Origin of the sequence: Pleomorphovibrio marinus (assembly GCF_003347495.1) — a bacterium.
Lineage (GTDB): Bacteria > Bacteroidota > Bacteroidia > Cytophagales > Cyclobacteriaceae > Pleomorphovibrio > Pleomorphovibrio marinus.
This window is the reverse complement of sequence record NZ_QCXY01000012.1, coordinates 166384-192094: the sequence shown is the minus strand read 5'-3', so window position 1 is coordinate 192094 and position 25711 is coordinate 166384. Positions and strand designations below refer to the sequence as shown.

The following is a 25711-nucleotide window of genomic DNA, read 5'->3' as shown; positions in this document are numbered from 1 at the left end:
ATACCAATTATTTTTTAATAACCCTTATCCAATGTCCCTGTACTTCCTTAATCCGGATCAGGTAAACGCCGGCAGGAAGGTAGGATAAGTTTACCCTTCCCCTATCGATGACGGTATGGTCTTGGAATTTCCTTCCTTTGAGGTCGTAAATCTCCAATCGGTCTCCTTGCTTTGCTTGTTCTATGGTTAGGAAATCCCAGAAGGGGTTAGGGTAGATCTCTGTTTTGCTTTCAGGGTTGTTTCTTGGAAGGGAAGCTACCAGAAAGTCCAATCTCTCTATTTTGAAACTCTCCAATCGAATATTGGAAGCCAAGCTTCCCAGGTCAAACACAGCCCTTGAGTTTTCATCAGTAGGACTGTTCATGGTAAATACATAGGAAAAGGTCTTCTTTGATTCTTCAATTTGAAAGCCTTGGTACCCGGTATAGGATGAAAATGGAGCTGTATTTTGGCCAAGATACTGTGTCACTGGCAAGATATCCTCTGCATATGCAGTAAAGCTAACACCATAGATTTGTCCTTCCTCTAAAGTGATATTCCCTTTGCTAAGTTGTACATGCCAACCTTCACTGCCTGTTTGCTGAATCGAGATTTGAAGATGGTCATCCACTAGATGGAGACTGGCCTGGGCCCCTGATTGTGTCAATAGATTCCATCCCTCAGTACTTTCTTCAAAATTGGCTTCATAAATAGTTTGAGGGTAGGATTCCCGTGCCTCTAAAAGTGGTGAATGAAGGAGGGCATTGGCAAGTTCTTCCCGAAGTGTATTTGTGGTTGGGTCATATATGCCAAAACCTGCGCTCCACTCCCAATATGCCCAGCTAAATCCCAGTGATTCTACATGCCTGGCCACAAAGTTTGTCCAACGAATCCTCGAGTCCATATCGGCTTTTTCATAAGCACCAAATTCGCCTATATGTATTGGGATGTTGTGGTTTTCGGAAAATTTCACCAAGGGTTCAAGCTGGGAGGCTATGCCTTCCCGTTCATAGGTCAAATCATACCAATTTGTGCCCAGCCAATCATAGGTATGTTCGCCTACCCAATCTGCCCCTTGGTGGGTAAATGTGAAGGGGTCGTAGTAATGGACAGTAACAATAAGGTGCTCATCTACTGGGGGCTCTAGAGAAAAAATACCACTTACGCCACCAAATTCTGCCGTACCCATAAGTACGACTCTTTCGGGATTCTCCTTTCTAATCAGAGTTAAGGCTTCAGAAAAATATTGGTTCCAAAGTTCAGGGGTTAATTCATCGTGAGGTTCATTCATTACCTCAAAGAGCAGGTCCTCCGTGAAATCTTTAAAGTATTCTGAAATCTGTTGCCACTGGGCCAAAAACCTTTCCTTATGCAAGTTGGGATTTTGGAAAAGGTCGTCATGGTGATGCATATTGATAATTACCAATAGTCCTTGATCCAGGCATAATTGCACTACTTGGGAAACCCGTTCGAAAAATTCAGGCTGAATAGTGTATGGAGATTGCATCAGGGTTCGTTCGGGCGTGTCCCACCGAATTGGTATTCTGACATGTTCAAATCCCAATTCGGCAATTTGAGCAATATACTCCTCCCTAAAGGGATTGCCCCAAGCCTCCTCGGAAGGGGCTTCAAACATGTTTCCAAGGTTAATCCCTTTTCCCAGCCTTTCGTTGACCTGAAATACATTCTGCTTCTGAGCCGACAACAAGGTGGGCAAAAGCCAAACCCAAAGGAATATCCATTTTATCACGACATTAAGTTAATGGTTTTTATTTTTTTTTGAAATGTGCATTAGAAATCCGGGAAAATGGCTCGAACTTCACTTTATTTTGTTATAAATTTCAAAATAGGCTTTAAAAACTTCCATAAGTACCGAATAATACAGTTTCTTCATTGTGGGCATTATGATAAATAATATATTTGCCGGATGATCTAATTTTAAATTTTCCTTTAAGTTGGTAATATGGAACAAGTATTTCTTTATTTGGTGCCTTTTTTGGGGCTAATTGGCCTTTTGGTCATGGCGATAAAATCGGCTTGGGTGAGTAAACAGCCCACCGGCGAGCAGAATATGGTGGAGTTGTCCAGTTATATTGCCCGCGGTGCGATGTCATTTCTAAAAGCTGAGTGGAAGGTGATGGTTTATTTTGTGGTCATCGCTGCCATCATTCTAGGCTGGTCAGGCACCTTGTTGGAGAATTCCAGTCCTGTAATAGCTATTGCCTTTTTAATAGGCTCCGTGGCTTCTGCCTTTGCCGGCTACTTGGGGATGAAAATTGCCACTAAGGCAAATGTAAGAACCACGCAGGCGGCTAAGACCAGCCTGAAAAAAGCCTTGAACGTATCCTTCAATGGGGGAGCCGTGATGGGACTTGGTGTTGCAGGATTGGCTGTCCTGGGGATGGGATCCTTGTTTATCGTGTTTTATTACATGTTTGTAACTTCCCAGGGAGGTGATGTAAATGGGCATGAAATGGAGACTGCTCTGGAGGTTCTGGCGGGGTTTTCACTCGGCGCTGAATCCATTGCGCTTTTCGCCAGAGTTGGTGGGGGGATATACACAAAGGCAGCAGATGTAGGTGCAGACTTGGTTGGCAAGGTAGAAGCAGGTATTCCGGAGGATGATGTTAGGAACCCAGCCACCATCGCTGACAATGTGGGCGACAATGTGGGCGACGTGGCCGGAATGGGAGCTGATCTTTTCGGATCTTATGTAGCCACAATTTTGGCCTCCATGGTTTTGGGTAGAGAGATTATTTCTAATGATAACCTAGGTGGAATAGCTCCTGTACTTTTACCTTTGGTAATTGCCGGCATGGGGCTGATTTTTTCCATAGTAGGTACATTATTTGTTAAAATTGCCGATGAAAATGGCAGTGTACAGGCAGCATTGAACAAGGGGAATTGGATTTCCATTATACTTACGGTTGCAGCTTCTTTTTTCCTGATTGATTTTATGTTGCCGGAAGGTGATTTAGTCATGATGAGAGATCAATCCTTGACTTTCACCAAAATGGGAGTTTTTATGGCGGTTTTCATAGGTTTAATCGTGGGTGCCCTGATGAGTATCATTACGGAATACTATACGGCTATGGGAAGGGGACCTGTGAATTCTATCATAAGGCAGTCCAGTACAGGCCATGCCACCAACATCATAGGTGGGTTGGCAGTTGGTATGCAATCCACCGTTTTGCCTATCCTGGTTTTGGCAGCAGGGATTTTTTGCTCCTATTTAGCAGCAGGCTTGTATGGCGTTGCCATTGCTGCGGCGGGGATGATGGCCACTACCGCCATGCAACTTGCCATAGACGCTTTCGGCCCCATTGCAGACAACGCTGGTGGTATCGCTGAAATGTCGGGTTTACCCAAAGAAGTCAGGGAGAGGACAGACATTTTGGATGCAGTAGGAAACACCACGGCCGCTACAGGAAAAGGGTTTGCTATTGCATCAGCAGCGCTTACCGCTTTGGCTTTATTTGCCGCATATGTGGGGATAGCAGGTATTTCCAGTATCGATATTTATAAGGCAGATGTGTTAGCAGGTCTGTTTGTAGGGGCTATGATTCCATTTATATTTAGCTCCTTGGCCATTGCCGCAGTGGGTAGGGCGGCAATGGACATGGTAAATGAGGTGAGAAGGCAATTTAAAGAAATACCTGGTATCATGGAATACAAGGCCAAGCCTGATTATGAGAAATGCGTGGAGATTTCCACCCAGGCTTCCATTCGAGAGATGGTAGCACCGGGAGCCATAGCTCTTTTGTCCCCCATTGTAGTAGGATTTCTATTTGGTCATGAGGTATTGGGTGGAATGTTAGCGGGAGTGACTGTATCCGGGGTTTTGATGGGCATATTCCAGAACAATGCCGGTGGAGCCTGGGACAACGCAAAGAAATCATTTGAAAAAGGAGTGGAGATAAATGGAGAGATGTTTTATAAAGGGTCTGAGCCCCACAAGGCCTCTGTGACGGGAGATACCGTGGGCGATCCCTTCAAAGACACTTCTGGACCCTCCATGAATATATTGATCAAGCTTACCTCCATTGTTTCCATAGTGATCGCTCCTTTTATCCCAGGAGTTACTCCCTTGGGACTTTCTGGAACAGAGCCAGCTGATCCAATAGAAAAGGTGGTGCACTACACTCCCAACGATATTGCGGATATGGAAGAATTGGAAGTTCACTAATAGCGTCAAATTGACCCTATTCTAAATCGCTAGCAAGATGACTTGCTAGCGATTTTTTTTTGATCTTTTGAATGTCTAGTTATTTACTATAAAGTAAGTTATAATCAATTCATTTTTTTGATAATTAAGGTTATAATTTATTAAATTCATCAATTATTCTGTATATCCGTTAAAATTTAATGTATTTTTTGTGTTTTTTACATGGATATATCTTAATATTAAACTAAAATTAACCTTGTTTTAAATAAGTAAAGCCCTATTAAATAGGGCGAATTGCCAAACAAAAGCGTGAAATTGACAGTTTTAATAAAATATTGTCACTAGGTTAAGGCCTGACCTTGTTTTTGATTTGGAAGAGGTGACAACTTAATTTCTAACCATAACTATAATTGCATGAAAAATCGTTTTACCAATTATTTGCTGGTATCGGTGCTGTGGTTGTTTTTCTTGGGAACCGCCTGGTCTCAAGAAACCGAAGTATCCGGCACTGTCACCTCCCAGGATGACGGAGGGCCTTTACCAGGAGTCAGTGTGATAGTTCAAGGGACTACCACCGGAACAATAACCGATCTAGACGGGAAATATTCGTTATCTGTGCCCTCTGGTGATGCCTCCCTGGAGTACAGCTACATCGGATTCAAGAGCCAGACTGTTCAAGTAAGAAGCAGAAGTACAGTAAATGTGGCCATGGTTCCAGATATCGCCCAGCTTTCCGAGGTAGTGGTCACAGCCTTTGGAATAGAGCAAGATAAAAAGGCATTGGTATCTGCTACCCAGGAGGTAAAGGGCCGGGAATTGTTTCTCTCTAGGGAACCCAATATGGTAGATGCCTTAAACGCGAAAGTGGCAGGGGTACAGGTAACTCGCCAAGGTGGTTCTGCTGGAGCGGCATCTAGTATCGTGATTAGGGGGATGTCTTCCATTTCAGGGGAAAACCAGCCTTTGTTTGTTATTGATGGGGTACCCATAGACAATAGCTTTCGTACGACATCCAGGTCTTCAGGAGTAGATGTGGCAAACCGTGCAATAGACATCAACCCTAATGACATTGAGTCCATCAACGTGTTAAAAGGGCCGGCAGCTACGGCGTTGTATGGCCTGCAGGCTGGAAGTGGTGCGGTTATTATTACTACAAAAAAAGGTAGCCGATCCGATACTCAGAATGTTTCTGTGAATTTTTCTTCCAATACATCGGTGGACAGGATCATGCGGAATTTTCCTGCGCAAATGACATATGCGCAAGGGGATAGGGGTCTTTTCGGTAGGGGTACCTTTGGCCACTTTGGGCCACCCCTAAGTACATTGAGGTTTGACGGTACCCCTGCCCCAGATAATCCCAGAGGGAATTTGGTCGATATGAACCATCCCAATGCAATTGCTTCTGAGACCATGATGCCTGTCAATAACCAAGATGTTTTTTTTCAGGATGGTTTGACACTTGACAACAATATTAGTATATCGGCTGGTAATAAGAACAGTTCCTATTTCCTTTCCGTAGGTGATTTTCATCAAACCGGGATCATTCCAAATAATGAGTATAAAAGAAGGACAATCCGATTGACGGCAGAAACTTCCATTACGGAAAAATTAAGAGTCACCGGGTCTGCTTTTTATACGCATAGCACTAGTGCGAGATTCGGGAGGGGAGATAATTTCGCAGATGTGGTACAAGGTACAATTCGTACACCTCCCAGTTTTGACAATTCAGCTGGTTTTCAATTGGCTGATGGCAGGCAAAGGGCCTTTCGAAACAATTCCCCAGACAATCCTTTCTGGACGGTAAACAACAACCCCTTTACCGATGAGGTGAATAGGCTTTTGGGATATATACAGGTGAACTACGACCCTACTTCATGGCTTAATATCATGTATAGGGTCGGAACGGATGTTGCCTCTGATAAGCGGAAACAGCAATGGGCAGTGGGCAGTTTTGGAGGGGATGCCCTGCCGGGAGGAAGGGTACTCCAGGACACCTACAATGACAGGATATTAAACTCCGACCTAGTGATTACGGGCTCCAAAGAGGTAGGTGATTTTAATCTCAGCCTTATGGTGGGCAACAATTACTTTTCTAGAGCCAATGAAAGACAGTATTTTGATGGAAGAAACTTGGCAATCCCTGGTTTATACAATATCGCCAACACCCAAACAAACCAAGTGCAGATACAAAATTTAAACACCAAAAGAACCGCAGCAGTATTTTCTAGGGCTTCTATAGATTACAAGAATTATTTGTTTGTGGAGATGAATGGTAGAAATGAATGGACCTCTACTCTTCTTCCTCCCAACAATAGTTTCTTTTACGGCTCTATAGGGTCTGGATTTGTGTTTTCGGAGGCATTTGATCTGGATGAGGGGGTGTTCTCCTTTGGTAAGCTCCGTGCATCCTATTCAGAAGCTGGCCGTGACACAGACCCCTACAGGGATCAGACCTACTATAACAGGGCCAATATAAGCGGGGTATGGGGTGGAGGCATTGTCTTTCCCACACCAAGTGGCATAGGTGCCGTAGCCCTTTCTTCTAGTGCAGGAAACCCTACCTTGAGACCGGAAAGAAACAAGACTTGGGAATTTGGAGGAGAATTCAGGTTTTTTGAAAACCGCCTCGGGTTTGATGTCACCTATTATCGGGAAAGGAATATTGATCAGATCATAGCGGTATCTGTACCAGGCAGCACTGGTTTTGCCTCTCAATGGATCAATGCTGGTACTATAGAGAACAGGGGATGGGAAATTGTAGGTAATGCCACTCCTGTGTCCACAGCTGAGTTTTCCTGGGATATTGTGGCTAATTTCACCCGAAACAGAAACACTGTGTTGGATTTACCTGTGGATAGGATTGCCTTGGGAGGGTTCGGTAATTTGAGGCCTCAACTTATAGAAGGGGAACCCTATGGAGTTTTTTATGGAACTGGTTTCCGAAGGGATGGAGAGGGTAATGTGATTATTGGTGCCAATGGATATCCCATGCAGGAACAGCCCTCTGATGAAAATCCATCCGGGGATGTCAGGCTAGGGGATCCTACTCCTGACTTTCTGTTAGGATTACGCAACAACCTTACTTATAAAAACTTCCTGCTCACCTTTCTATGGGACATAAGAGTAGGTGGTGACGTGGCAAATGTCACTGCAAACTGGATGAGGGCTCAGGGAGTGGCCGAGGCCACAACAGATAGGGGAAGCCTGGTGGTTTTCAGGGGAGTATTGGAAGATGGCTCCACCAATAACCAACAGGTATTGATAGATGATCTTAGTTACTATAATGCCAATACTGGAAACAGAAATATTGCTGAGCGCTTTATAGAAGATGGCTCTTGGGTTAGGTTGAGGGATGTAACCCTTACCTATACTTTCCCAAACGCTATAGCTAACCGGTTAAAGATGAAAAGACTGGATGTCTCTGCCTATGGCAGAAACTTGTTGCTTTTCACAGGTTATTCCGGAGTGGATCCAGAGACAAACCTGTATGGGCCGAATTCATCTTTGGGTGTGGATGCCTTTGGTACGCCGACTACCAGAAGTGCTGGTATCAGTTTGACGGCAGGTTTTTAATCATAATTCATGAAGCAATGAAGATTTTAATAAGAAAAATCAAATATATATTTGGGTTAGCAGCCTTTTGTTGGGTGTCTTCCTGTGACTTACAGGAGGCCAATATTAATCCTAATGCTGTCACAGAGGTGGGGGTAAATGTCATGTTGCCAGCTACTCAGGCAAATATGACCTGGGCCATAGCAGACTTTAGCTCCCAATCCACAAGTTCCTTTCTGCAATACATGGCAGGTACACTTAATGTGCAATTGAATATTACCATTTATGACTACCTTCCTGTCAACTTCCAGAGTACTTGGACCAACCACTTTTACGCAGGAGCCATGAAGGATTTAGATAATATCATCCAACTCTCTACCGAAAGTGGGGCACTTCATTATAGGGGAGTGGCCAAAGTACAAATGGCAATGTTGCTAGGGTATTTGGTGGATCTATGGGGAGATGTCCCATATTCTCAAGCGTTGGATTTAGAAAACTATCCCAGACCGGTTTACGACTCTGGAGAGGCCTTGTATGAAGAGATTCAGCGACTATTGGATCAGGGTATTGAGGATTTAGAAGGCAGCAGTAGTTTTTCTCCTGCTACCAATGACTTGATTTTTCCAGCATCCAACGAGAGTAACTGGAGGGCTAACTCCAGGCTTCGGTGGATACAGGCTGCCAAATCAGCAAAGGCAAGGTATTATAATCACCTCAGCAAAATTGACCCAATGGGTTCCGCAGAACTGGCACTTGAAGCCATTGCATCGGGTACCTTTGAAAGCAATGATTCGGAAATGAAAGTGAGCTTTGGAAACACTCCTGATGCGGCAGGCCCATGGCACACCTTTCTACTGGGTACTTTCGGACAAAACAACATTTCAGTGTCCCAAGAATTTATTGACCTGCTCGTGGATAGGGTAGAGCCAGGGGTAAATGATCCCCGTTTGGAATATTATATAAGCAGAAACCCTAGTGGTGAATTTGTGGGTACACCTATTGGTGACCCCATTGTCGCCAACAGGTCTTTTTTGGGACCCTACGTGAATTCGGCCAGTGCAATGACAAATTTAATTACATATAAAGAGGTGAAGTTTATTGAGGCCGAGTCTCATTATAGATTGGGCAATTTTGATAGGGCAGCGGAAGCCTTTAATGAAGCTGTAAAAGCAAGTATCCTAAGGGTAACAGGCAGTGCCCACCAACCCTATGAAGACCGTTTTGCCAGCGAAACAGGCACTACTATTCAGGATAATGGGATGCAAAAGATTTTCACCGAAAAATACATAGCCATGTTTTTGGAAACGGAGGCATGGGCAGACTGGAGGAGAAGTATTCCCGCTGGGGCGGCACCAACCGTTTCTGGAATTCCAGAACTAAGCCCTGCGCCTGGTAACCCCACCAATAATGCCTTCCCAAGAAGGTTCTTGTACCCTACTTCAGAGTTGGACAATAATGCGGCCAATATACCTGAAACCAGTAGGTTGGCGAAGGTTTTTTGGGATTTATAACACTAATAGAAAAGATGAAATCGAGCCTGTCCTGACGGCAGTCAGGGCATGACGCAAACGACACACGGGGGGATGATTATCAAAGCGAGATTCCATCAGACTGCTGAAAAATAAATTATAAACAAATGAAAAAACTGAAATATTACCTTAGTTTCCTCATATTCATAGCACTTTCAGGTTGCTTTGAAACCTACGAAGAGGGATATGATTTGGTGGGTAGAGTGGCTACCATTCCGGTATTCACCCTTTCTCAAAGTGCTGCCCAGCCGGGTACTTCTATTACTGCAAATTACCGCTATTATTCTGAACACGAGCCAGTGACAGGACTCAGGTTGGTTCAAATCCTCAACGGGGAATCCTCGGAGGTTGACAGCAGAAGCGTTTCCGGGCATAATTTGAGGGACTCTTATGAGGGTTCCTTTACCTATAATGTCCCTCAGTTGGCAGAGGGTACCGTGATAACCCTACGGCTTGAAGTGATTACGGCCAATGAACTGAGCAATGGAAGAAATGCAAACCTGCAAGTAGAAACCCCGGAAAATTTATAGTTCTAAAAACCCTCACACCAAATACCTCCTTCAGACGTGAATGAAGGAGGTATTTTTATATCCGTTCCAAAAAGTGAGGAAACCCAAACAAGAAAGGTACTCGGCGTCCCATTAAGGTTTAGGTAAAAAACAACCCGCCATCCTCAAGCACTTGCTGATACTTTTTACAATCAAAGGAATACAGAAATGGTGCCCGATGTGCTACTCCTTTTTTTACCTCATCTAGTCTTGTTACCACCCCGGTTTTCAATATTTTTTTTTGGAAGTTCCTAGGGTCAATTTTCTTTTGGAGAATGGCCTCATACAGACGCTGCAATTCCGGCATGGTGAATTTTTTCGGCAAGAGGTTGTATCCTATGGGTTGAAAATTGAGTTCCAACCTGAGAGAGTGATGGGCTTTGTCTAAGATTTGTTTATGGTCAAAAAGTAGGGTGGGCAGATCATGTAGATCCCACCATTCGCAGTCGTCCGTAAATTCATCCGGATTGGGAAAAACCGATTTATAATCTACCAAGGCATAGTATCCAATGGAAATCGCCCTTTCATACCATAAATTTCTTTCAATAAGGTGGGATAAAAGATTCCGGTGTCTTTCCAGGTCATACCTTTTTACCTCCCCAAAGGTATGAAACTGCCTTAGAAAAATGTCTTTTAAACCCGTCCTTTCCTTCAATATTCTTTTAGCAGCCTCGTCTATGGACTCCTCTTGCATGACTACACTTCCAGGCAGGCTCCACCCCTTCGTGTTTTTCCATTTAAGCAATAAAATTTTCAGGTTACTGTCATGAAATCCAAAAACTACACAGTCTATAGTAAGGTGGGGGATTAAATTGGGCTCATCCTTTGTTTTAATGGGTTTAATTTCTTCCTTCATTGGAGTTTAATGTAACTATTACATAATGAAAAATAATTTCTATATTTAAACACTAAAAGTTTAAAGCTATTGAAATCAGAGAATAATTCAAATATATGTTGAGAAAATTTGTTTTCACCTTGCCTTTATTTTGGTGCCTCATTCAGGTTAATGGGGTGCTTTCCCAACGCCTATCTGAAGGGCCGCAGGTCCTATCATTTCATTCAGAAGCAGATGACACCGACCAACCCTACGCTATCTTCCTTCCCGGAGACTTCGACGAAACCAAGAGATATCCTTTGGTTATCATGCTTCACGGTGCGGGATCCAATCACAGGCTTGCCTTAAAGAGGGTTTTTGGAAAGTCAAATGAAGGAGATGAAACGGATGTGGAAGCAAGTCGCTATTTTCAAGAATGGGAGAGTGTGGACTATATAGTAGCTGCCCCATACGCTAGAGGAACGGCCGGTTACCAGGGAATTCCGGAGCAGGATGTATATGCCGTGCTGGATGATGTGAAAGAGAGGTTTACCATCGATGAAAACCGGATATATCTGACCGGCCTTTCCATGGGAGGGGGAGGAACACTTTGGTTAGGGTTAACCAAACCGGATATCTGGGCTGCCATTGCACCGGTGTGCCCTGCACCCCCGCAGGGTAGCCAGGAACTGGCCCCAAATGCACAACATCTTCCGGTACATTTTTTCCATGGAGATGCGGATCCGGTAGTACCTATATCCGGAACGAGAGATTGGGTGGATCGACTTCAGCAACTTGGGGTGCAGGTTTACCTGGAAGAATACGAGGGGGTAGCCCATGATAGCTGGGAAAATGCATATGATGGGGGTAGGATTTTTGAGTGGCTGGGTCAATTTGAAAGAAACCCATACCCGGATAAGGTCCACCACGTAGCAAAACACCTGAAGTACGGCAAGGCTTTTTGGGTAGCCATAAGTTCTATAGCACCAGGTGAAACGGCAACAATAAAGGTGTCCTTTGCAGAAGACGGTGTCTTGCAAGCGGAGTGTGACGGTATTTTTGCATTTGAACTGGACCTGACCGGGCATCCAAAAAGCAAAGATGAAATGAAGTTAAACATCGAGGGCAAGGAATTGGCCTTTCGGTCTGGCGATCCAACCTTGGTATCAAAAGATGGTGCTGGAAATTGGGCAATAGGTAAGGATAAGCCTCAAAATAGAACAAAAAGGGTAGGTCAAGAAGGTCCAGTTTATGATGCCTTTTCCTCAAGACATGTGTATGTTTATGGTACCTCTGATGATCCAGGGGATGAAATTTTGGAAAGCCGAAAAAGACTTGCAGAGGAGGCCGCCTATTGGTCTAGGTATAGGGGGGAGTTTTTGGGAAGAATTATGTTTTTTCCCAGGGTATTGGCCGATAATCAGGTCCGCAAGAGCGATATGGAAGAAGCCAACCTCATATTGTTCGGTGATGCTTCCAGTAATTCTATCATCAAAAATATGGAGGACAAGTTACCGATGAAATTAAAGGATGAATCCGGGAAGAAGGGGCTTTTGTATGTTTACCCAAAAGAGAAAGGGTACGTAGTCATCAACGAAGGGGCAGCTTGGTGGGAAATTGACAAGGCACAAGGATACAGGTTCCTGTCACCAATCCATCAAAACCTTTCCCAATTCAAGGATTTTCAGTTGTATGATACTGAAAATGGAGAGATGTTGCATGAGGGATATTTTGACAACAATTGGAAAATCCAAGAGGAAGACAAGGACTCTTTAAGCGAGTTGGGTATTTTATCCTATTAAGTGTCAAGATGATAAAAATCATGGAATTAATTCCCACCTTGGTTTTTAATTCGTTAATTCCCTTGTTTATTTTTGCAGTCAGAACCTTTGCACTTACAAAATGTTTGATAGCGACTCCAGGTATGCCGCCATAAAGTGGTACAGAAGGCTTAAGTTGAATTGGGTGTTTACCACTTCTACTTTTGTAGGCAATTTTGTCTTGGCTATAGTGATCACCTATTTCTTCCGTAAGTTGGGGTATGGTATTGCTGTGGACTATGTTTTTCTGATAAGTATATTGTCCATCGGGCTTTGGGTTACGGAGGCAATTCCCCCTTTTGCCGTGGGCATATTTATCATCGCTAGTTTGTTGGTGGGATTCAGCACCGATTTTTTGTTTGACAAGACCGCCCCCCCTGAACTGTATGTAAGTACCTGGACCAGTAACGTAGTATGGCTTCTTCTGGGGGGATTCTTTTTGGCAGAAGGTATGAGCATGGTGGAATTGGACAAGGCTCTTTTTGCTTTTACCGTAAAAAGGTTTGGCAATATACCCGAACGATTACTTTTGGGATTGATGATGATGACTGCTCTGGCAAGCATGGTCATGTCCAACACGGCTACTACAGCGATGATGATTTCCTCTATTGTGCCCCTGGTTCACTTTCTGGGTAAAGACTCCCCCTATTCCAAGGCCCTGCTCACAGCCATTCCTGCTGCAGCCTCGGTAGGTGGGGTTGGAACGATTATCGGAAGTACCCCTAATGCCATCGCAGTGGGTGCCCTTCAAGAAAAAGGAATTAACCTCACCTTTGTGGAGTGGATGGCTGTAGGTTTTCCAACTGCCATATTCCTGGTTTGGTTATTTTGGAAGTTCCTTTGTAAGCGGTATGATTTTTCTTCCGTTAGTTTGGACTTAACTCAACTGAAAAAATCCAGCAATAGCGTAAACCCTTTTAAAAAGAAGGCCGTGATCTTTACTTTAACCCTTACGGTGCTGATGTGGCTTACCGAGCCCTTGCATGGAATCCCCATTGCAGCCACCTCTGCGGTACCCATTGTGCTGCTTACCCTCACGCAGGTAATAGCTGCAGAACAGGTAAGAACACTTCCCTGGGACACCCTTATGCTGGTGGCAGGCGGCCTTGCCCTTGGGATTGCCTTAGTGGAGGTGGGCCTGGCAGAAATAGTGATGGATAAGGTAAACCAACTTCCCATACCCATGGTAGCCGTAGCCTTATTATTTTGCTTAATCGGGGTCTTATTGTCTAATGTGATGAGCAATACGGCTGCTGCTTCCATTTTGGTGCCTTTGGGATTGGCCTTGCCCGGGCTTTATGGTATCGCGGTGCCAGTAATGGTTGCCATTAGTTGTTCTTGTTCCCTTTTGCTACCTGTTTCTACCCCCTCCAATGCTATATCCTACAGCACAGGCCTATTGGAACAAAAGGACTTTCGGCTAGGAGGCGTCTTTTTTATTTTCATTGGACCTTTAGCAGCCTTTTCAGCAGTTTTTGTTTGGGCTTTGTTTTATGTTTAGCAAAACAAACGATTAGGGATTAAAGGAGTAACCTAAATTGGTCTATTGTACTTTTGCTACCAGTGATTTCATTTTATCCAGACCGGTTTTGGCCACCTCCAAAGGGTCTTTTTCCCAGTAGCTGCGATTAAAAAGTTCTAGAGAAAGGATTTTTTCGCCACCCATTTGGTTTAAATCAGAAAGAATTTGTTCCATTGGGGCTGCACCGTCTCCAGGGTAAACCCTATCCTTATCCTCTTGTTTTTCCCTTGGGATATTGTCCACATAATCGTTCATATGAAAAATATCTATGGATTGGCCGCTGAGCAATTTTAAGCCATCATAGCCGGAACCGCCACGAAAGAGATGATACACATCGGCTAATATCTTGGCATCGGGGTCATTAGCCACTGCTGCCACCATCATGGTCTGTCCAAGGTGGTGAAATGGCCCAAATGCACCCCAAAACTCCAACTGAGGCATTACCCCTTTGCTTCTTCCCAGTTCGATCAATTCCTTGTACTGTTTTCCGGCACGCATTAGGTCTATGGGGCCTTCGTTGCCGATGGCAGGTGCGGCTACCCTTTTACACCCAATGGAGGCCAGCATGTCCATTTCTTTTCCCATTTGCTCAAAACCAGCCTTGCTTTTTTCTTCATCTGCTGCCATCCAGGGGGCAAAACCTATGGCGTTTTCCACCTTGATGCCGTTATCTTCAATAATTTTTTTAAGTCTATTTGCACTATTGGCTTCGATAAAGTTTTTGATGTCTTCTACCCAAAGCTCTATGCCCTCGTATCCTGCTTTGGCAGCTATCTCAATGTATTTGATCAAACCTGGGTTCTGGCCTCTAATGGTACTGGTATTAAGGCAGTATTTAAAATTTGCAGCTTTTGGACTAGGAGCTGGTACAAAACCGCTTCCTAAAACAACGGCTGAGGATAATCCCATGGTTTTGATAAAATCTCTTCTTTTGGTCATTTTCTCAGGTTTAATGTGGTTTGGATAAGAACAGATAAATAAATTAACGAAAAGGTTTTTAGTTAAACGGACTAAATATAATGGAAAGCTGGTGGAAATTAAAAACCAATTTACAAGAAAGGATAATGGACTTGGCTAGAGTCACCCTAATATTTGCTAAAAATTTGTGAGGACTTCCCTGTTCTTAGCACATAAATACCCTTTCCTAATGCAATTACAGTAATTTCCTTTTTTTGCGGGCTGATCTCCTTGATTTCAACAAGCGATTCCATACTTTGCCCAAATGTATTGGTGATCAGGATTTCTTTCAGTTCTTCCTCCTCGCCTTCAACTATTAGGATGTGGTTGACGGGATTGGGGAATATCTTGGTTTTTTTTAATACCGGTTTTACTTTTAAAGCAATTACTTCAGAAAACGAGAAGCTGTTATCAAAATCAACCTGTTTAATGCGGAAGAAATAATTTCCCTCTGGAAGCTGGGGAAGGGTATATTGGTAGTTCTTCTTTTCGGTAGTATACCCCTGTCCTTCCATTCGGCCCGCACTTTTCCATTTACTTGCATCTCGGGAATATTGTACCTCGAAGTAATCATTCCCTTTCTCCTTGGAGGTGGACCAGGCAATGTTTATCTCTCCAGTGGCCGATTGGGTAGCTGAAATCGACAGAAAATCCACGGGCAGAGGGATATGTACTACCTCTATGGTTACAGTCGCCTCATCACATTGTAGTTCACTTGAACCACAGATCTCATAGATAAATTGGTCTATTCCATAAAATCCTTTATTGGGAAGGTAATTGACAATTCCTGTATTGGAATCTATCGTCACTTGTCCATTTGATGGTGGTGTGATAATCCTTAAGGTGTTGAGATCCAGAATCTCAATGGGTAAGTCATTGCTCAAAATGGCGATGTCCACAGGGGTTTCCTGATTGGTGCTTTCTTGGTCATTGTTTGCCGCTACTATGTCAAAAACCCCAACTTTATAGGCGGCAAAGGCAGGGTCGCTTGTGCCGTTTAGCCTGTACCGCATGCTTCGTACCAGATGGTAATTATCCTGGTTAATTCCGAAGGCACTTAAATCCGCTCCCCATAACCGTAAATCTCTGGTGCCTTTAATAAAAGCTGCGCCGGCACCATCAATATTATAAAAGTCCGCCACCCACTTCCCCAACCGGGGAATGTTGGTATGGTTGATCGTTAAGCGGTTGCCGACTACATTGCCATCGGCATCCGCCATAAATATTTCATCTAATGTAGTGCTTGGGTCGGCAAATTGCGTAACCAAAACATCTGGGATCCCATCCCCGATTTGGGTGGGGTCGATGATACCCGTGAAATCGAAAATTAGGTTCCCTGCTGCGATATTGGCAACCCCGGTTCCAAAGTCAAGGCCCTGTAGGCCCATGGTGAGGAATGAAGCCAAGTTTGGTGGCACGGGAAAGGGGGGAGGGTTGGAAATGCCATTGTCCACCCCATCGTACAATTGGCCTAGGCCAATATAGGTACCACTGGGTTTTGCCTGTATGTTTCGTACCGGAAAAGCCTGATACACCTGCGCGGAAAATGTTACATTATTCCCCACTAAGTTGCCGTCGTCCACACCAGTGGAATAGGTATTTCCCATCCAGGTAAACCCCAGCAGGTGATGACTGTTTTCAGGTGTTTCGGTTTCATCAAAATTAGTGGATCCTGAAGACCAAAACCCATTGTAATCGGTATATAGCCAAGATGCTCCACCAAAGGCCTGGGCCTTTGTTTCAGAAATGGGTGAAAAGAAAATAGCGGATAGACAGACGGATAATTGACATGCACGACTATATAACCTAAAAAGTCTTTTTAAGGTTAAGCTTGCCAAGTTCACACCTTCCCCACATTCCATCCTCATACTCAAACAATCGTACCTCTAATCAAAAAAAATGCAAATTGCCAAATCGCACTATTGATTGTCGTAAAAATACAATTAATAATTGGTATTTTATTGGTTATCGGGTATTTTTTCGAGTGGTGAAAAATTTTAAAAGTGCTATATATGGTTTTCTATTTGAATTTTAGCCGCATTGCTCGAAGAGATCCATCCTTTGCAGGGAGCTAAAGCAAACACCAGAGTTTGGTCTTACCGAGGAGCGGTTTTTGGGAAAGGAAAGGGTACCTTCTACCACAATTGGGTTTTACTGTCCTGCTACCGAACACTGCCAGAGGCATGCGGGGCAGTTATGGGCCACAATAGCCTGGAGGAAGAGACTCAACAAAGGGGATATTAGGGAGCTTTAGTGAAATTTATTTTGATTATTGTTTTTTTATTTTGGCGGAATTTTTACTTTTACAACTATAATAATGTTTTTTGTATAATAATATTTCCATTTAATAAGAATTAGTAACTATTTGAAAGGGGATCGATCTTTTTTGATTTGGGTGGGAATATTCTTTGAAAAAAAACAATTTTATTAACAAACGATAAAGCCAGATTTTTATGAAAACAAAAATTACCAATTTGTTCCTATGTGGAATATTGCTTCTTTTCTTCCTTTTTGGTTGTGTAGAAAATGAGTTGCTGGAAACAGATCAACCAGGGGATGTTTCCGAGAGTGAACTGGATATTGATTTTATTACTGAAGAGTGGAGTTCTAATTTCACCAGGCCTACATTTGAGGGTCTCAAATTTCAGGAGCCCAATTATGACAGCTTGTTCAACGTCAATTTATCGATGGAGTCGGTAAAGGAATTTGTAAGCGGGTCAGGAAATGAGGTAGCAAACGAAAATGCCTGGACCCTTCTTAAACAAAAAATTGAATCCTCCACTCCTGAAATAAAATCCTTTTTTGAAAATGCCGACGCGAATACCCTAAAGAACATCATCAACCCCTCCTATAAATTAGAAGAGAGTTTTGAAAATTTCTTTGCGGATTTGTTTAATGATGAATCCCTGGGGTTGTCCTTGCCTTCCCAACAAAACCCTTACAAAAGGCAGGAAATGAGGAAGAAACCTAACAAAGAGGATATATTGGGAAATAGCAACCTAAGGCGTCTGGATCTTATGGAGAACAATTTTCCAAATACCTGTGTAGAGGATGTATATTATCTTAGCGGTGGGTTTAGAAGAGCGCTTAATGTACTGCTGGAGCAAGAGGTCTCGGAAATCGAAATCCATTATAGTAATGAATGGGTAAATGCAGAAGAGAGGTACCTTGAGCGAGGGGACTTAATTGACCTGCTCTATCAAGAAAGAGTGGCGCTTGTGAGCGCCTTGATCGAACAAGGGCTTGCTTTAGCAGCTCAGTCAGGGTTTACAAACACGGAGGGACTCAGAATTCAGATTTACCAACTTGGGGTAGTTTATGCCTACTTTATCCGCACCCAGATGGAGGTGTGGTATGAAGCTGGCAAAGAGCTTAACGAACTTTTATTCGATCGGGAGACGCAAATCATACTAGCCGAAATGCAGCTTAGAATCGAAGAGGTAGAAAAAGAGATAGGAGTGAGGTGGGAATTGGTCACTGATTGGGAGAAAGCAAGGCTGGAAGAATGCGCCACAAAAGGAACATTTACCAGTAGTCGTCCCTATTAGGTTTTCAATCTTATTGAGAAAAAATACATATGCACCTTCCTCCTAAGGGAAGGTGTATTATTTTGTTTAGAACTTTATTCCCATAGCGTTCAAAGCACTTAAAAGTAGTGCATGCAAATTGGTTTTTGCTGTTCTTAATGGCTTCCTGTGGGATGTTTTAGGGGCAGGAGGGTCCCCCCAAGGGGAAAAAGGCGATTTATGAAACACTGGCGAACCAGATGCCAGGGTTTATGTCTTTAGGGAAAACAATTACGTGACAAATCCATCTTATTTGTGGATACCCCGTATCTTGCCCCCACAGATAAACGAGTGCTTTTTTCTGGTGTCCCTAATCGGTACCTCTTTGACTTCGGTTGAAATTCGGCCATTACCATTCTACTGTGGAAATCGGCAGGAAAATCCTTACAAATGCATGAATTTTAATTATCTTAGAGAATGCATCCTTACATTCCCCATCTGCTCGAAGATATAGCGAAGGCTCACCGGAAAGACTCTCCCCAAGAACAGGAAAGTGAGCAGAGCATCGAAGAGCACTTTGAAGAAATCGAACGGTGGATTTCAGAAGACCCACCCCATACTTTTGGCCATTTTTGTGGGTTGAAAGTGGAGGATTTCCCTCCTGCCGGCCAGCTATCGGAAGAGGATATGGCGATAGTTCGTAAAGCGTTCGATAAAATGATGTCGAGTTGGAACCTGGACATAGACCTGCCGGATGAGCTTCCCATGTCTATTGCGTATTCAATGACGGTGGACACGCTCAATCAAAAAACGGCTATCGTGAATAACGGTTTTATGACTTTTGATTACTGCTCTGGTGCTCCAGAAGAATGCGTTTTCAAGGAATATTGCCCCTGTCTTAAACGTATTGATGATATTCCGGACGAAATGGACATGGACATGGATGATGAAGATGGCGAGCTTCCTTATTGATGGGTTTTTTAAATTAATTGCCCATACTTTAATTGATAAATGTTCAATGGAATCCCTCTCTGAGGTTGAAATAATGTATCCAAAATTCTAGTGGATGTGGTTACTACAAAGTATCCAGTCCTGTCTTAAAAGAGGTAGTGCTAGAATTACCTAACCCGCTTAGCTATTTGGGTCAGAATTCTCCTCCGGTAATATATAATAAAGGCTCCTTCATAAAGGGAGCATTATTGAGGGAAAAGTTAAGGAGCTTAAAGTAGTGTCAATAGTTGGGAATAACATTTTTTTTGTATTTTTGCATTGACAGTACACACCACGCTACCCGTAAGAACAGCGTCCCAGGGTGTGTCTTTTGCTTTTATAGGGGTTTTGTTTTAATTTTTGAGCATGTTTGATAAGGAACCTACAACTTCAGCAATATTTCCTTTCAAATTATCTACAAGAGCTGAATCTGAATCTATTGCCAGGACACTTGTAGGGGAATAGGAATTTTGAATCTGAAAATGGTTTTAAACTATTTTAGTGTTTTTGTCAAAAAAATCTAAAAGTAAACCTGTGGGTTGATGTTTTATGGAAGTTTAACAGTTGAAAGTCTCGTTTTTCAGCAGTCTGTGTAGAGAGAACTTCTTTAAGGTCACAATTTGTGACCTTGATAGCATGAACTTCCAATTAGGCACCTCGAGATCGGTAACTTTTCCAAAGTTCAAAACTCTGGAAAAGGATTAGTTGGGTATATGGATATTGAGGTCACAAATAGTGATCTCAACCGGAATTAGAAAAAATAAAACTGGATTGGGCTGGCCACATTTTATGACTGGTTAGAGAATATAATGGGGGATTTATCATTTGTTATGCAGTAATCGGGTGTAGAAAACCTTAATGAAGCTGGTAAAGGAAAATATTGAAAATAAAATATTCACTATTAGGGGTGTACAGGTAATGCTTGATCGTGACTTAGCTGATATGTACCAGGTTGAAACTAGAATATTGAATCAAGCAGTCAAGCGGAATTTGGATAGATTTCCCGATTCATTCCGCTTTCAATTGACTGAAGTTGAAATTCAAAACTTGAGATCACAATCTGTGATCTCAAGTGAGGAGCATGGAGGAAGAAGGTTTTTACCCTACGCTTTCACGGAACAAGGGGTAGCTATGCTATCAGCTGTTCTGCGAAGTGAGATTGCTGTGAAAGTCAGCATCCAAATTATGCAGGCGTTCGTAGCCATGCGCAAGACCTTGGGGAATCTGCATGGGGTGATCCAACGATTGGAAGGAGTGGAGCTGAAACAGCTACAAACAGACAGCAAGCTGGAACAGATTTTCCAAGCCTTGGAAAAAGACATAAAACCAACACAAGGTATTTTCTTCGAAGGACAGCTTTTTGATGCCCTTGTATTTGCTTCGGGTCTGGTCAAAAAGGCCAAACAGTCTATTGTACTCCTAGATAACTATGTAGATGAAACTACCCTGCTGCTACTCAGCAAGCGGAAGAAGGGTGTCAGCTGCACTGTGCATACTCGGATCAATGTCGTATTGCAGAAGGACTTGGAGAAGCACAACAAACAATATGAACCTATCAAACTGGTAGAAAACAAAGGCAGCCATGACCGCTTTTTGATTTTGGACAATCAGGAGCTGTATCATATTGGTGCATCCCTGAAGGATCTTGGTAACAAGTGTTTTGCATTTTCCAGAATGGATGATCTCTTGGTTACTATCAGATTTAAATTATTGCATGATGGAGGAAACTAAGATGGCTCAAACCGAACAAAATAAGGTAATGCCTGGATATTAGCAGACAGTGGTTGGTGTTATTTCGGAGTATTGGGAGGTGAAGAAACTTGGGGAAATAGGGACGTTTAAAAATGGCATTATTAAGTCCGCATAAGACTCTGGATTTGGGCCTGCAATAAATCCCGAAGTCTTATATTGAAGCAGTACCCAACAACTCAAAAAAGTTTGCTTCCATTCCAAAAAGGTTTATGATTTGGGGTCCGGACTTCATGATATCCGCTTCGCTACGTCGGGATAAACTTCTCCTCCGGCCATTACATTCCATAAAAAAAGCTCCCTCAAGCAATTGAAGGAGCTGTTCCAAAATGTACCCAGAGCCGGAGTCGAACCGGCACGAGTGTTACCTCATTGGTGTTTGAGACCAACGCGTCTACCAATTCCGCCATCTGGGCATGTAGTTTTCCCGTTCCTTGATGAACGGGATGCAAATATGGGCAAAGAATTTTTGACTTACAATAGTTTGCCGCTCTCTAACCCTCTTTTTTTATTATTCACTAAGACAGTAGCCATCTTCAAAATGTGCTGTCCTTTTGTATGTTTTTAGCGTTCAAGCCATTAAGTCTCAAAAAAGATATTTATGGGACTGTCATGCCTTAATCCCAATAAATCGGCTCCATGGCCATGGTTGATGCCGATTTCCAGCAACCCCAGGCTGTTGAAAAAAGCAAAGCAGTCGCCGGGTTCCACCTCGTCGTAGGACTCATGAAGCCCTTCAAGTCTTTCCCGGCTAAAATTAATGGTGAAGCTTCCCGGGTTCAGTTGCTCAAATACCTGTTTGGGGATGTTGGTAATAAGGTTTCCGTAGTGATCCACACGCACCACATATCCTACGATCTGCTTTTTGCTGGCCTTGAATTGACGCGGCACCACTTTTTTGATGGATTTCAATGGCCCTCCAAAGTCATGGATGGCGGCCCCGCTGGCTACCTTGGCGGCTATGGGAGCCAGGATATCCTTTGCCGGAAATGTGCTGTTCTTGACATGGATGTCTGCAAATTTTACGATAATGCCAGGGTCATGATCCGCAAGCATGCTAAGTACCCCGTTGTTGGGGCCTATAAAAATATGTTCGTTCAGTTTTATGCCAATAAATCCATCGGTATGGCTACTGGTGCAATTCATGGCCATCAAATGAACAGTGCCTTTGGGAAAGTCGTTATACACAGACCTAAGGATAAAGGCAGCATTGGCGATATCATATTGCGACACCTGATGAGTGATGTCCACAATGGTGAGTTGGGGGTTTAAGGAAAGCATTTTGGCTTTTACCGAGGCACAGTAAAAGTCCTTGTCTCCAAAATCAGAAGTAAATGTTACCAATGCCATAGCATCCTAGTAAATTAAAAATTCGTACTTTTGTAACAGGTGTGAAACAAAAGTAGGAATTTTATCCTTGATACAAATAGAGAACCCATAAATTGAAGCTTAAGTATTGGTAGAAAAAGTAATAACATTAGAAAATGTCTCGCTGTTGGACTTCCTGGGAAGTGAAAACGAGAATATCAGGCAAATTGCCTCTGCTTTTCCACAAAGCAAGATCGTAAGTCGGGGAAATGAAATCAGGATAAAAGGACAGGCGCCGGAAATTTTACGCATCAATGATATTTTGAACATGCTGCTTGAACACCTCAACAGGTTTGGGCAGGTTACCCCCGAAAATGTCCAAGAGTATATTTCTTTGGAAAGCACCTCTCTCGAGACCCTGAAGACTAAGGAAGAAATCATTTTGTACGGCAACAAAGGCTTGGTGATTAAGGCAAAATCACCCAACCAGAGGAAGCTCGTGGAATCCTCCTATAGGAATGACCTTGTTTTTGCCTTAGGGCCTGCCGGAAGTGGTAAAACCTATATCGCTGTTGCGCTTGCCGTGAGAGCACTTAAAAACAGGGAAGTGAAAAGGATCATAATCACCAGGCCTGCAGTGGAGGCCGGTGAAAATCTCGGTTTTCTTCCCGGCGACTTACAGGAAAAGCTGGACCCTTACCTCAGGCCGATTTATGATGCCCTCGGGGATATGGTGCCATCGGAGAAGCTTAAGTTTTACCAGGATACTAGAGTGATAGAAATTGCTCCCTTGGCCTATATGAGGGGGAGGACCTTGCATGATGCTTTTATCCTACTCGACGAGGCACAAAACACCACCAGCGAACAAATCAAAATGTTTTTGACTAGAATGGGGCCAAACTCCAAGGTAATCGTTACCGGCGACCAGTCACAAGTGGACCTTCCATCCAAGCAAAAATCGGGATTGAGTGAGTCACTTCGTATCCTCCAAGATGTAAAGGGAATTGGGGTGGTGAAACTCACCGGCAAGGATGTGGTAAGGCATAAACTGGTAAAATCCATTATTTCTGCCTATGACAAGCACGAAGATGAAACAATCCCCACAAGAAAGCAAGGGCATTCAAATAGTTAAGGCTGAGTCAAATTTGCTCGCCACGGTATTTCATATCCGTCAAGAAGTATTTGTGAAAGAGCAAAAAGTAGCTCCCGAAGAAGAATACGATGAGTTTGAGGAAAGTGCTGTTCAGTTTTTGGCTTATTGGGAAGAAAAGCCAGTAGGAACCGCCAGATGGAGGTTTACCGACAATGGGGTGAAACTGGAAAGGTTTGCCGTGCTTCCCGATTTTAGGGGCAAGGGCGTTGGAGGGGCTCTGGTGAAGCAGGTTTTGCAGGATATAGAAACCCACCCTGAAGCCAAAAATAGGGTGAGATACCTTCATGCGCAACTTCCTGCAGTGTCTCTTTATGAACGATATGGGTTTGAAAAAGAAGGAGAAATTTTTGAGGAATGTAAGATTTTGCACTACTTGATGAAACATTTAGGCGAAAAGGGCAATTTAATAAAGTAAACATATATTTTAAACTTTCTTTTTAACAGCGATACGAGAAAACATGAAATCGAGCATGACATGAATAAAACCCAAACAGGGGTTTGATAATAATCAGGCAAGAGGCCATGTTTTCAGTAAAAAACAATTATAAACACATGAAAAAGGCGGTATTATTAGTGGGGGTGATGGTTATGGCTTTGACGGTTAAAGCCCAAGTTCAGCATCAATTGCCCAAAAACGAGGTAAAGTTAAATATTTTCAACACTATATTAATTGGTTCTTTAGAGCTGGGTTATGAACACTTCATTGACCAAAACCAGTCTCTTGGAGTGGAAGTGATGTTTTTTGACCGGTTTTCCTATTATTCCACCACTGCCGAGGGGAGGAGTTTTGATGCCAGCAGTGCAGTGATTTCCTACAACTACTATTTCGTGTCGGATATGGATCCTTCTGGTTTTTACCTTTCTCCATTCCTGAAGTACAGAGGAGGGACTTTTGAGGAGTTGGATGAATCGGGACAGCGCATGGAAACCAATATGAACAGCTTTATGATAGGCATTGGAGCTGGCTATAAATGGGTACACAATGAGAAATTTGCGGTAGGTCCCTATGTGAACATCGCCAGGGGGTTTAACAATGATGTTACCGACCGCTTCTCTGCGGTGGAATTCAATGCAGGATTTAGTATAGGCTTCAGGTTTTAGCGGATTTTAATAACTATTTTCCCCATTTGTGCGCCGGCCTTCATCCGGTCAAAGGCTTTAGCAGCTTCTTGTATGGGGAATTCCGCATCAATGATGGGAGTTATTTTATGGTGGTTGGTAAAGGCCAGCATATCCTCGAAGTCCTGATCACTTCCCATAGTGGTGCCCTGTAGTGTGACTTGGGACCAAAAGACTTTCCTTACGTTAAGTCCGCTGGGGTTGCCTAGAGTTGCACCAAAAAACACAATTTTTCCTCCAGGTTTTGCAACATGGAGAAGGTTGTCCAAGGTCTCCCCCATGGCACTGTCTATGATGATATCAAAGCCACCGGAGAGTGCCAAGGCCTCCCGGGTCCAGTTTGGGTCTTTATAGTCAAACCCTGCTTTTGCTCCAATCTCCTTGGCTTTGTAGAGTTTGGAAGGGTCACCACTGCTCACATAAGTGTCCGCTTGGGCAGCAATGGCGAACTGGGCGGCAAATTGGGCAACTCCGCCACCGAAACCCGTAACGAGCACTTTGGCTCCCTTACTCACCTTTGCATGATAAAAAAGGGCTCTATAGGCCGTAAGCCCTGCTAAGGGTAATGCAGCAGCCTGGTAAATATTTAAATGGTTTGGTTTATTATAAATGTTGTCAACAGGGATATGTAGGTATTCTGCAATTGTGCCATGATCTGGCATTCCTAGGATCCTGAAATTTTTGGACTGCGCCTTTTGTTCCTCGCCCCATTCCAGTGCTGGGTTTACCAGTACCTCCTGCCCCAACCAGGATTTGTCCACCTCGGCTCCAACCTCTTCCACCACTCCAGCACCATCGGAACCCAAAACTACCCCATCCTTGATATTTGGGTATTTGCCCTGTCGGCACCATTCGTCCCTATGGTTGAGGGCTGCAGCGTGGATCGCAATCCGGACTTCATCAGGTTTTAGTGGGGGTAATACCACTTCATTAAGAGAAATTTTGTCATCGTGGGTACTGTCTAAGGTTATGGCGTTCATGGTATTTAAGGGTTAAAGGT

The 25711-nt window shown here is 43.5% G+C and carries 18 protein-coding genes and 1 tRNA gene; 12 read left to right on the top strand and 7 right to left on the bottom strand.

Features of this window, described 5'->3' with window-relative positions:
- Positions 1-7 precede the first annotated feature (7 nt).
- Entirely contained in the window at positions 8-1729 is a 1722-nt protein-coding gene (locus DB520_RS23445) for a cellulase family glycosylhydrolase (protein WP_114752212.1), read from the bottom strand.
- Positions 1730-1942: 213 nt separating this feature from the next.
- Between DB520_RS23445 and DB520_RS23440 the strand changes: the two genes are divergently transcribed.
- From DB520_RS23440 to DB520_RS23425, 4 genes are all read left to right on the top strand, one after another.
- Positions 1943-4165, top strand: coding sequence for a sodium-translocating pyrophosphatase (locus DB520_RS23440; protein ID WP_114752211.1), 2223 nt, complete (start codon positions 1943-1945; stop codon positions 4163-4165).
- A gap of 393 nt (positions 4166-4558) precedes the next feature.
- On the top strand, positions 4559-7717 hold the full coding sequence (locus tag DB520_RS23435; protein WP_114752210.1) for a SusC/RagA family TonB-linked outer membrane protein: 3159 nt from the start codon (positions 4559-4561) through the stop codon (positions 7715-7717).
- 17 nt (positions 7718-7734) lie between these two features.
- Positions 7735-9207 carry a SusD/RagB family nutrient-binding outer membrane lipoprotein gene (locus DB520_RS23430; protein ID WP_114752209.1) on the top strand — a complete coding sequence of 491 codons (1473 nt, stop codon included), beginning with the start codon at positions 7735-7737 and terminating at the stop codon, positions 9205-9207.
- Between the two features lie 125 nt (positions 9208-9332).
- Positions 9333-9755, top strand: a complete 423-nt coding sequence (locus DB520_RS23425) for a hypothetical protein (protein WP_114752208.1) — start codon at positions 9333-9335, stop codon at positions 9753-9755.
- A gap of 118 nt (positions 9756-9873) precedes the next feature.
- Here the strand turns inward: DB520_RS23425 and DB520_RS23420 are convergent, their stop codons facing one another.
- On the bottom strand, positions 9874-10629 hold the full coding sequence (locus DB520_RS23420; RefSeq protein WP_114752207.1) for an NUDIX hydrolase: 756 nt from the start codon (positions 10627-10629) through the stop codon (positions 9874-9876).
- A 95-nt stretch (positions 10630-10724) separates the two neighbouring features.
- Between DB520_RS23420 and DB520_RS23415 the strand changes: the two genes are divergently transcribed.
- Both DB520_RS23415 and DB520_RS23410 read left to right on the top strand, forming a co-directional pair.
- Positions 10725-12389, top strand: a complete 1665-nt coding sequence (locus tag DB520_RS23415) for a carboxylesterase family protein (protein WP_114752206.1) — start codon at positions 10725-10727, stop codon at positions 12387-12389.
- 100 nt (positions 12390-12489) lie between these two features.
- Positions 12490-13908 carry an SLC13 family permease gene (locus DB520_RS23410; RefSeq protein WP_114752205.1) on the top strand — a complete coding sequence of 473 codons (1419 nt, stop codon included), beginning with the start codon at positions 12490-12492 and terminating at the stop codon, positions 13906-13908.
- A gap of 42 nt (positions 13909-13950) precedes the next feature.
- Here DB520_RS23410 and DB520_RS23405 read toward each other — a convergent pair whose 3' ends face one another.
- Both DB520_RS23405 and DB520_RS23400 read right to left on the bottom strand, forming a co-directional pair.
- Positions 13951-14868, bottom strand: coding sequence for a sugar phosphate isomerase/epimerase family protein (locus DB520_RS23405; protein WP_114752204.1), 918 nt, complete (start codon positions 14866-14868; stop codon positions 13951-13953).
- Between the two features lie 146 nt (positions 14869-15014).
- Complete coding sequence (locus DB520_RS23400; protein WP_114752203.1) at positions 15015-16754, bottom strand: Ig-like domain-containing protein; 1740 nt, start codon at positions 16752-16754, stop codon at positions 15015-15017.
- Positions 16755-17339: 585 nt separating this feature from the next.
- Here DB520_RS23400 and DB520_RS23390 point away from each other — a divergent pair.
- The 3 genes from DB520_RS23390 (at position 17340) to DB520_RS23380 (ending at position 21113) form a co-directional block, all read left to right on the top strand.
- A complete protein-coding gene (locus tag DB520_RS23390) occupies positions 17340-18434 on the top strand; it encodes a hypothetical protein (protein ID WP_114752201.1) in 1095 nt (364 codons plus the stop codon).
- A gap of 435 nt (positions 18435-18869) precedes the next feature.
- The gene (locus DB520_RS23385; protein ID WP_114752200.1) at positions 18870-19364 is read left to right on the top strand and encodes a hypothetical protein; all 495 of its coding nucleotides are present in this window, start codon (positions 18870-18872) and stop codon (positions 19362-19364) included.
- Positions 19365-20240: 876 nt separating this feature from the next.
- Positions 20241-21113 carry an ORF6N domain-containing protein gene (locus DB520_RS23380; RefSeq protein ID WP_114752199.1) on the top strand — a complete coding sequence of 291 codons (873 nt, stop codon included), beginning with the start codon at positions 20241-20243 and terminating at the stop codon, positions 21111-21113.
- 350 nt (positions 21114-21463) lie between these two features.
- Here the strand turns inward: DB520_RS23380 and DB520_RS23375 are convergent.
- A tRNA-Leu gene (locus DB520_RS23375) sits at positions 21464-21547 on the bottom strand.
- A 163-nt stretch (positions 21548-21710) separates the two neighbouring features.
- On the bottom strand, positions 21711-22481 hold the full coding sequence (locus DB520_RS23370; RefSeq protein WP_114752198.1) for an SAM hydrolase/SAM-dependent halogenase family protein: 771 nt from the start codon (positions 22479-22481) through the stop codon (positions 21711-21713).
- A 106-nt stretch (positions 22482-22587) separates the two neighbouring features.
- Between DB520_RS23370 and DB520_RS23365 the strand changes: the two genes are divergently transcribed.
- The 3 genes from DB520_RS23365 (at position 22588) to DB520_RS23355 (ending at position 24693) form a co-directional block, all read left to right on the top strand.
- On the top strand, positions 22588-23571 hold the full coding sequence (locus DB520_RS23365) for a PhoH family protein (protein ID WP_114752197.1): 984 nt from the start codon (positions 22588-22590) through the stop codon (positions 23569-23571).
- Positions 23528-24007: a GNAT family N-acetyltransferase gene (locus DB520_RS23360; RefSeq protein ID WP_114752196.1), complete on the top strand. Its 480-nt coding sequence runs from the start codon at positions 23528-23530 to the stop codon at positions 24005-24007. Before DB520_RS23365 ends, DB520_RS23360 begins: the two co-directional genes overlap by 44 nt.
- Before the next feature lie 137 nt (positions 24008-24144).
- Positions 24145-24693 (top strand): DUF3575 domain-containing protein, encoded by a 549-nt coding sequence (locus DB520_RS23355; protein WP_114752195.1) that lies wholly within the window; start codon positions 24145-24147, stop codon positions 24691-24693.
- Here DB520_RS23355 and DB520_RS23350 read toward each other — a convergent pair.
- Entirely contained in the window at positions 24690-25691 is a 1002-nt protein-coding gene (locus tag DB520_RS23350) for a zinc-binding dehydrogenase (RefSeq protein ID WP_114752194.1), read from the bottom strand. The two genes, DB520_RS23355 and DB520_RS23350, sit on opposite strands and share 4 nt — an antisense overlap.
- Positions 25692-25711 lie beyond the last annotated feature (20 nt).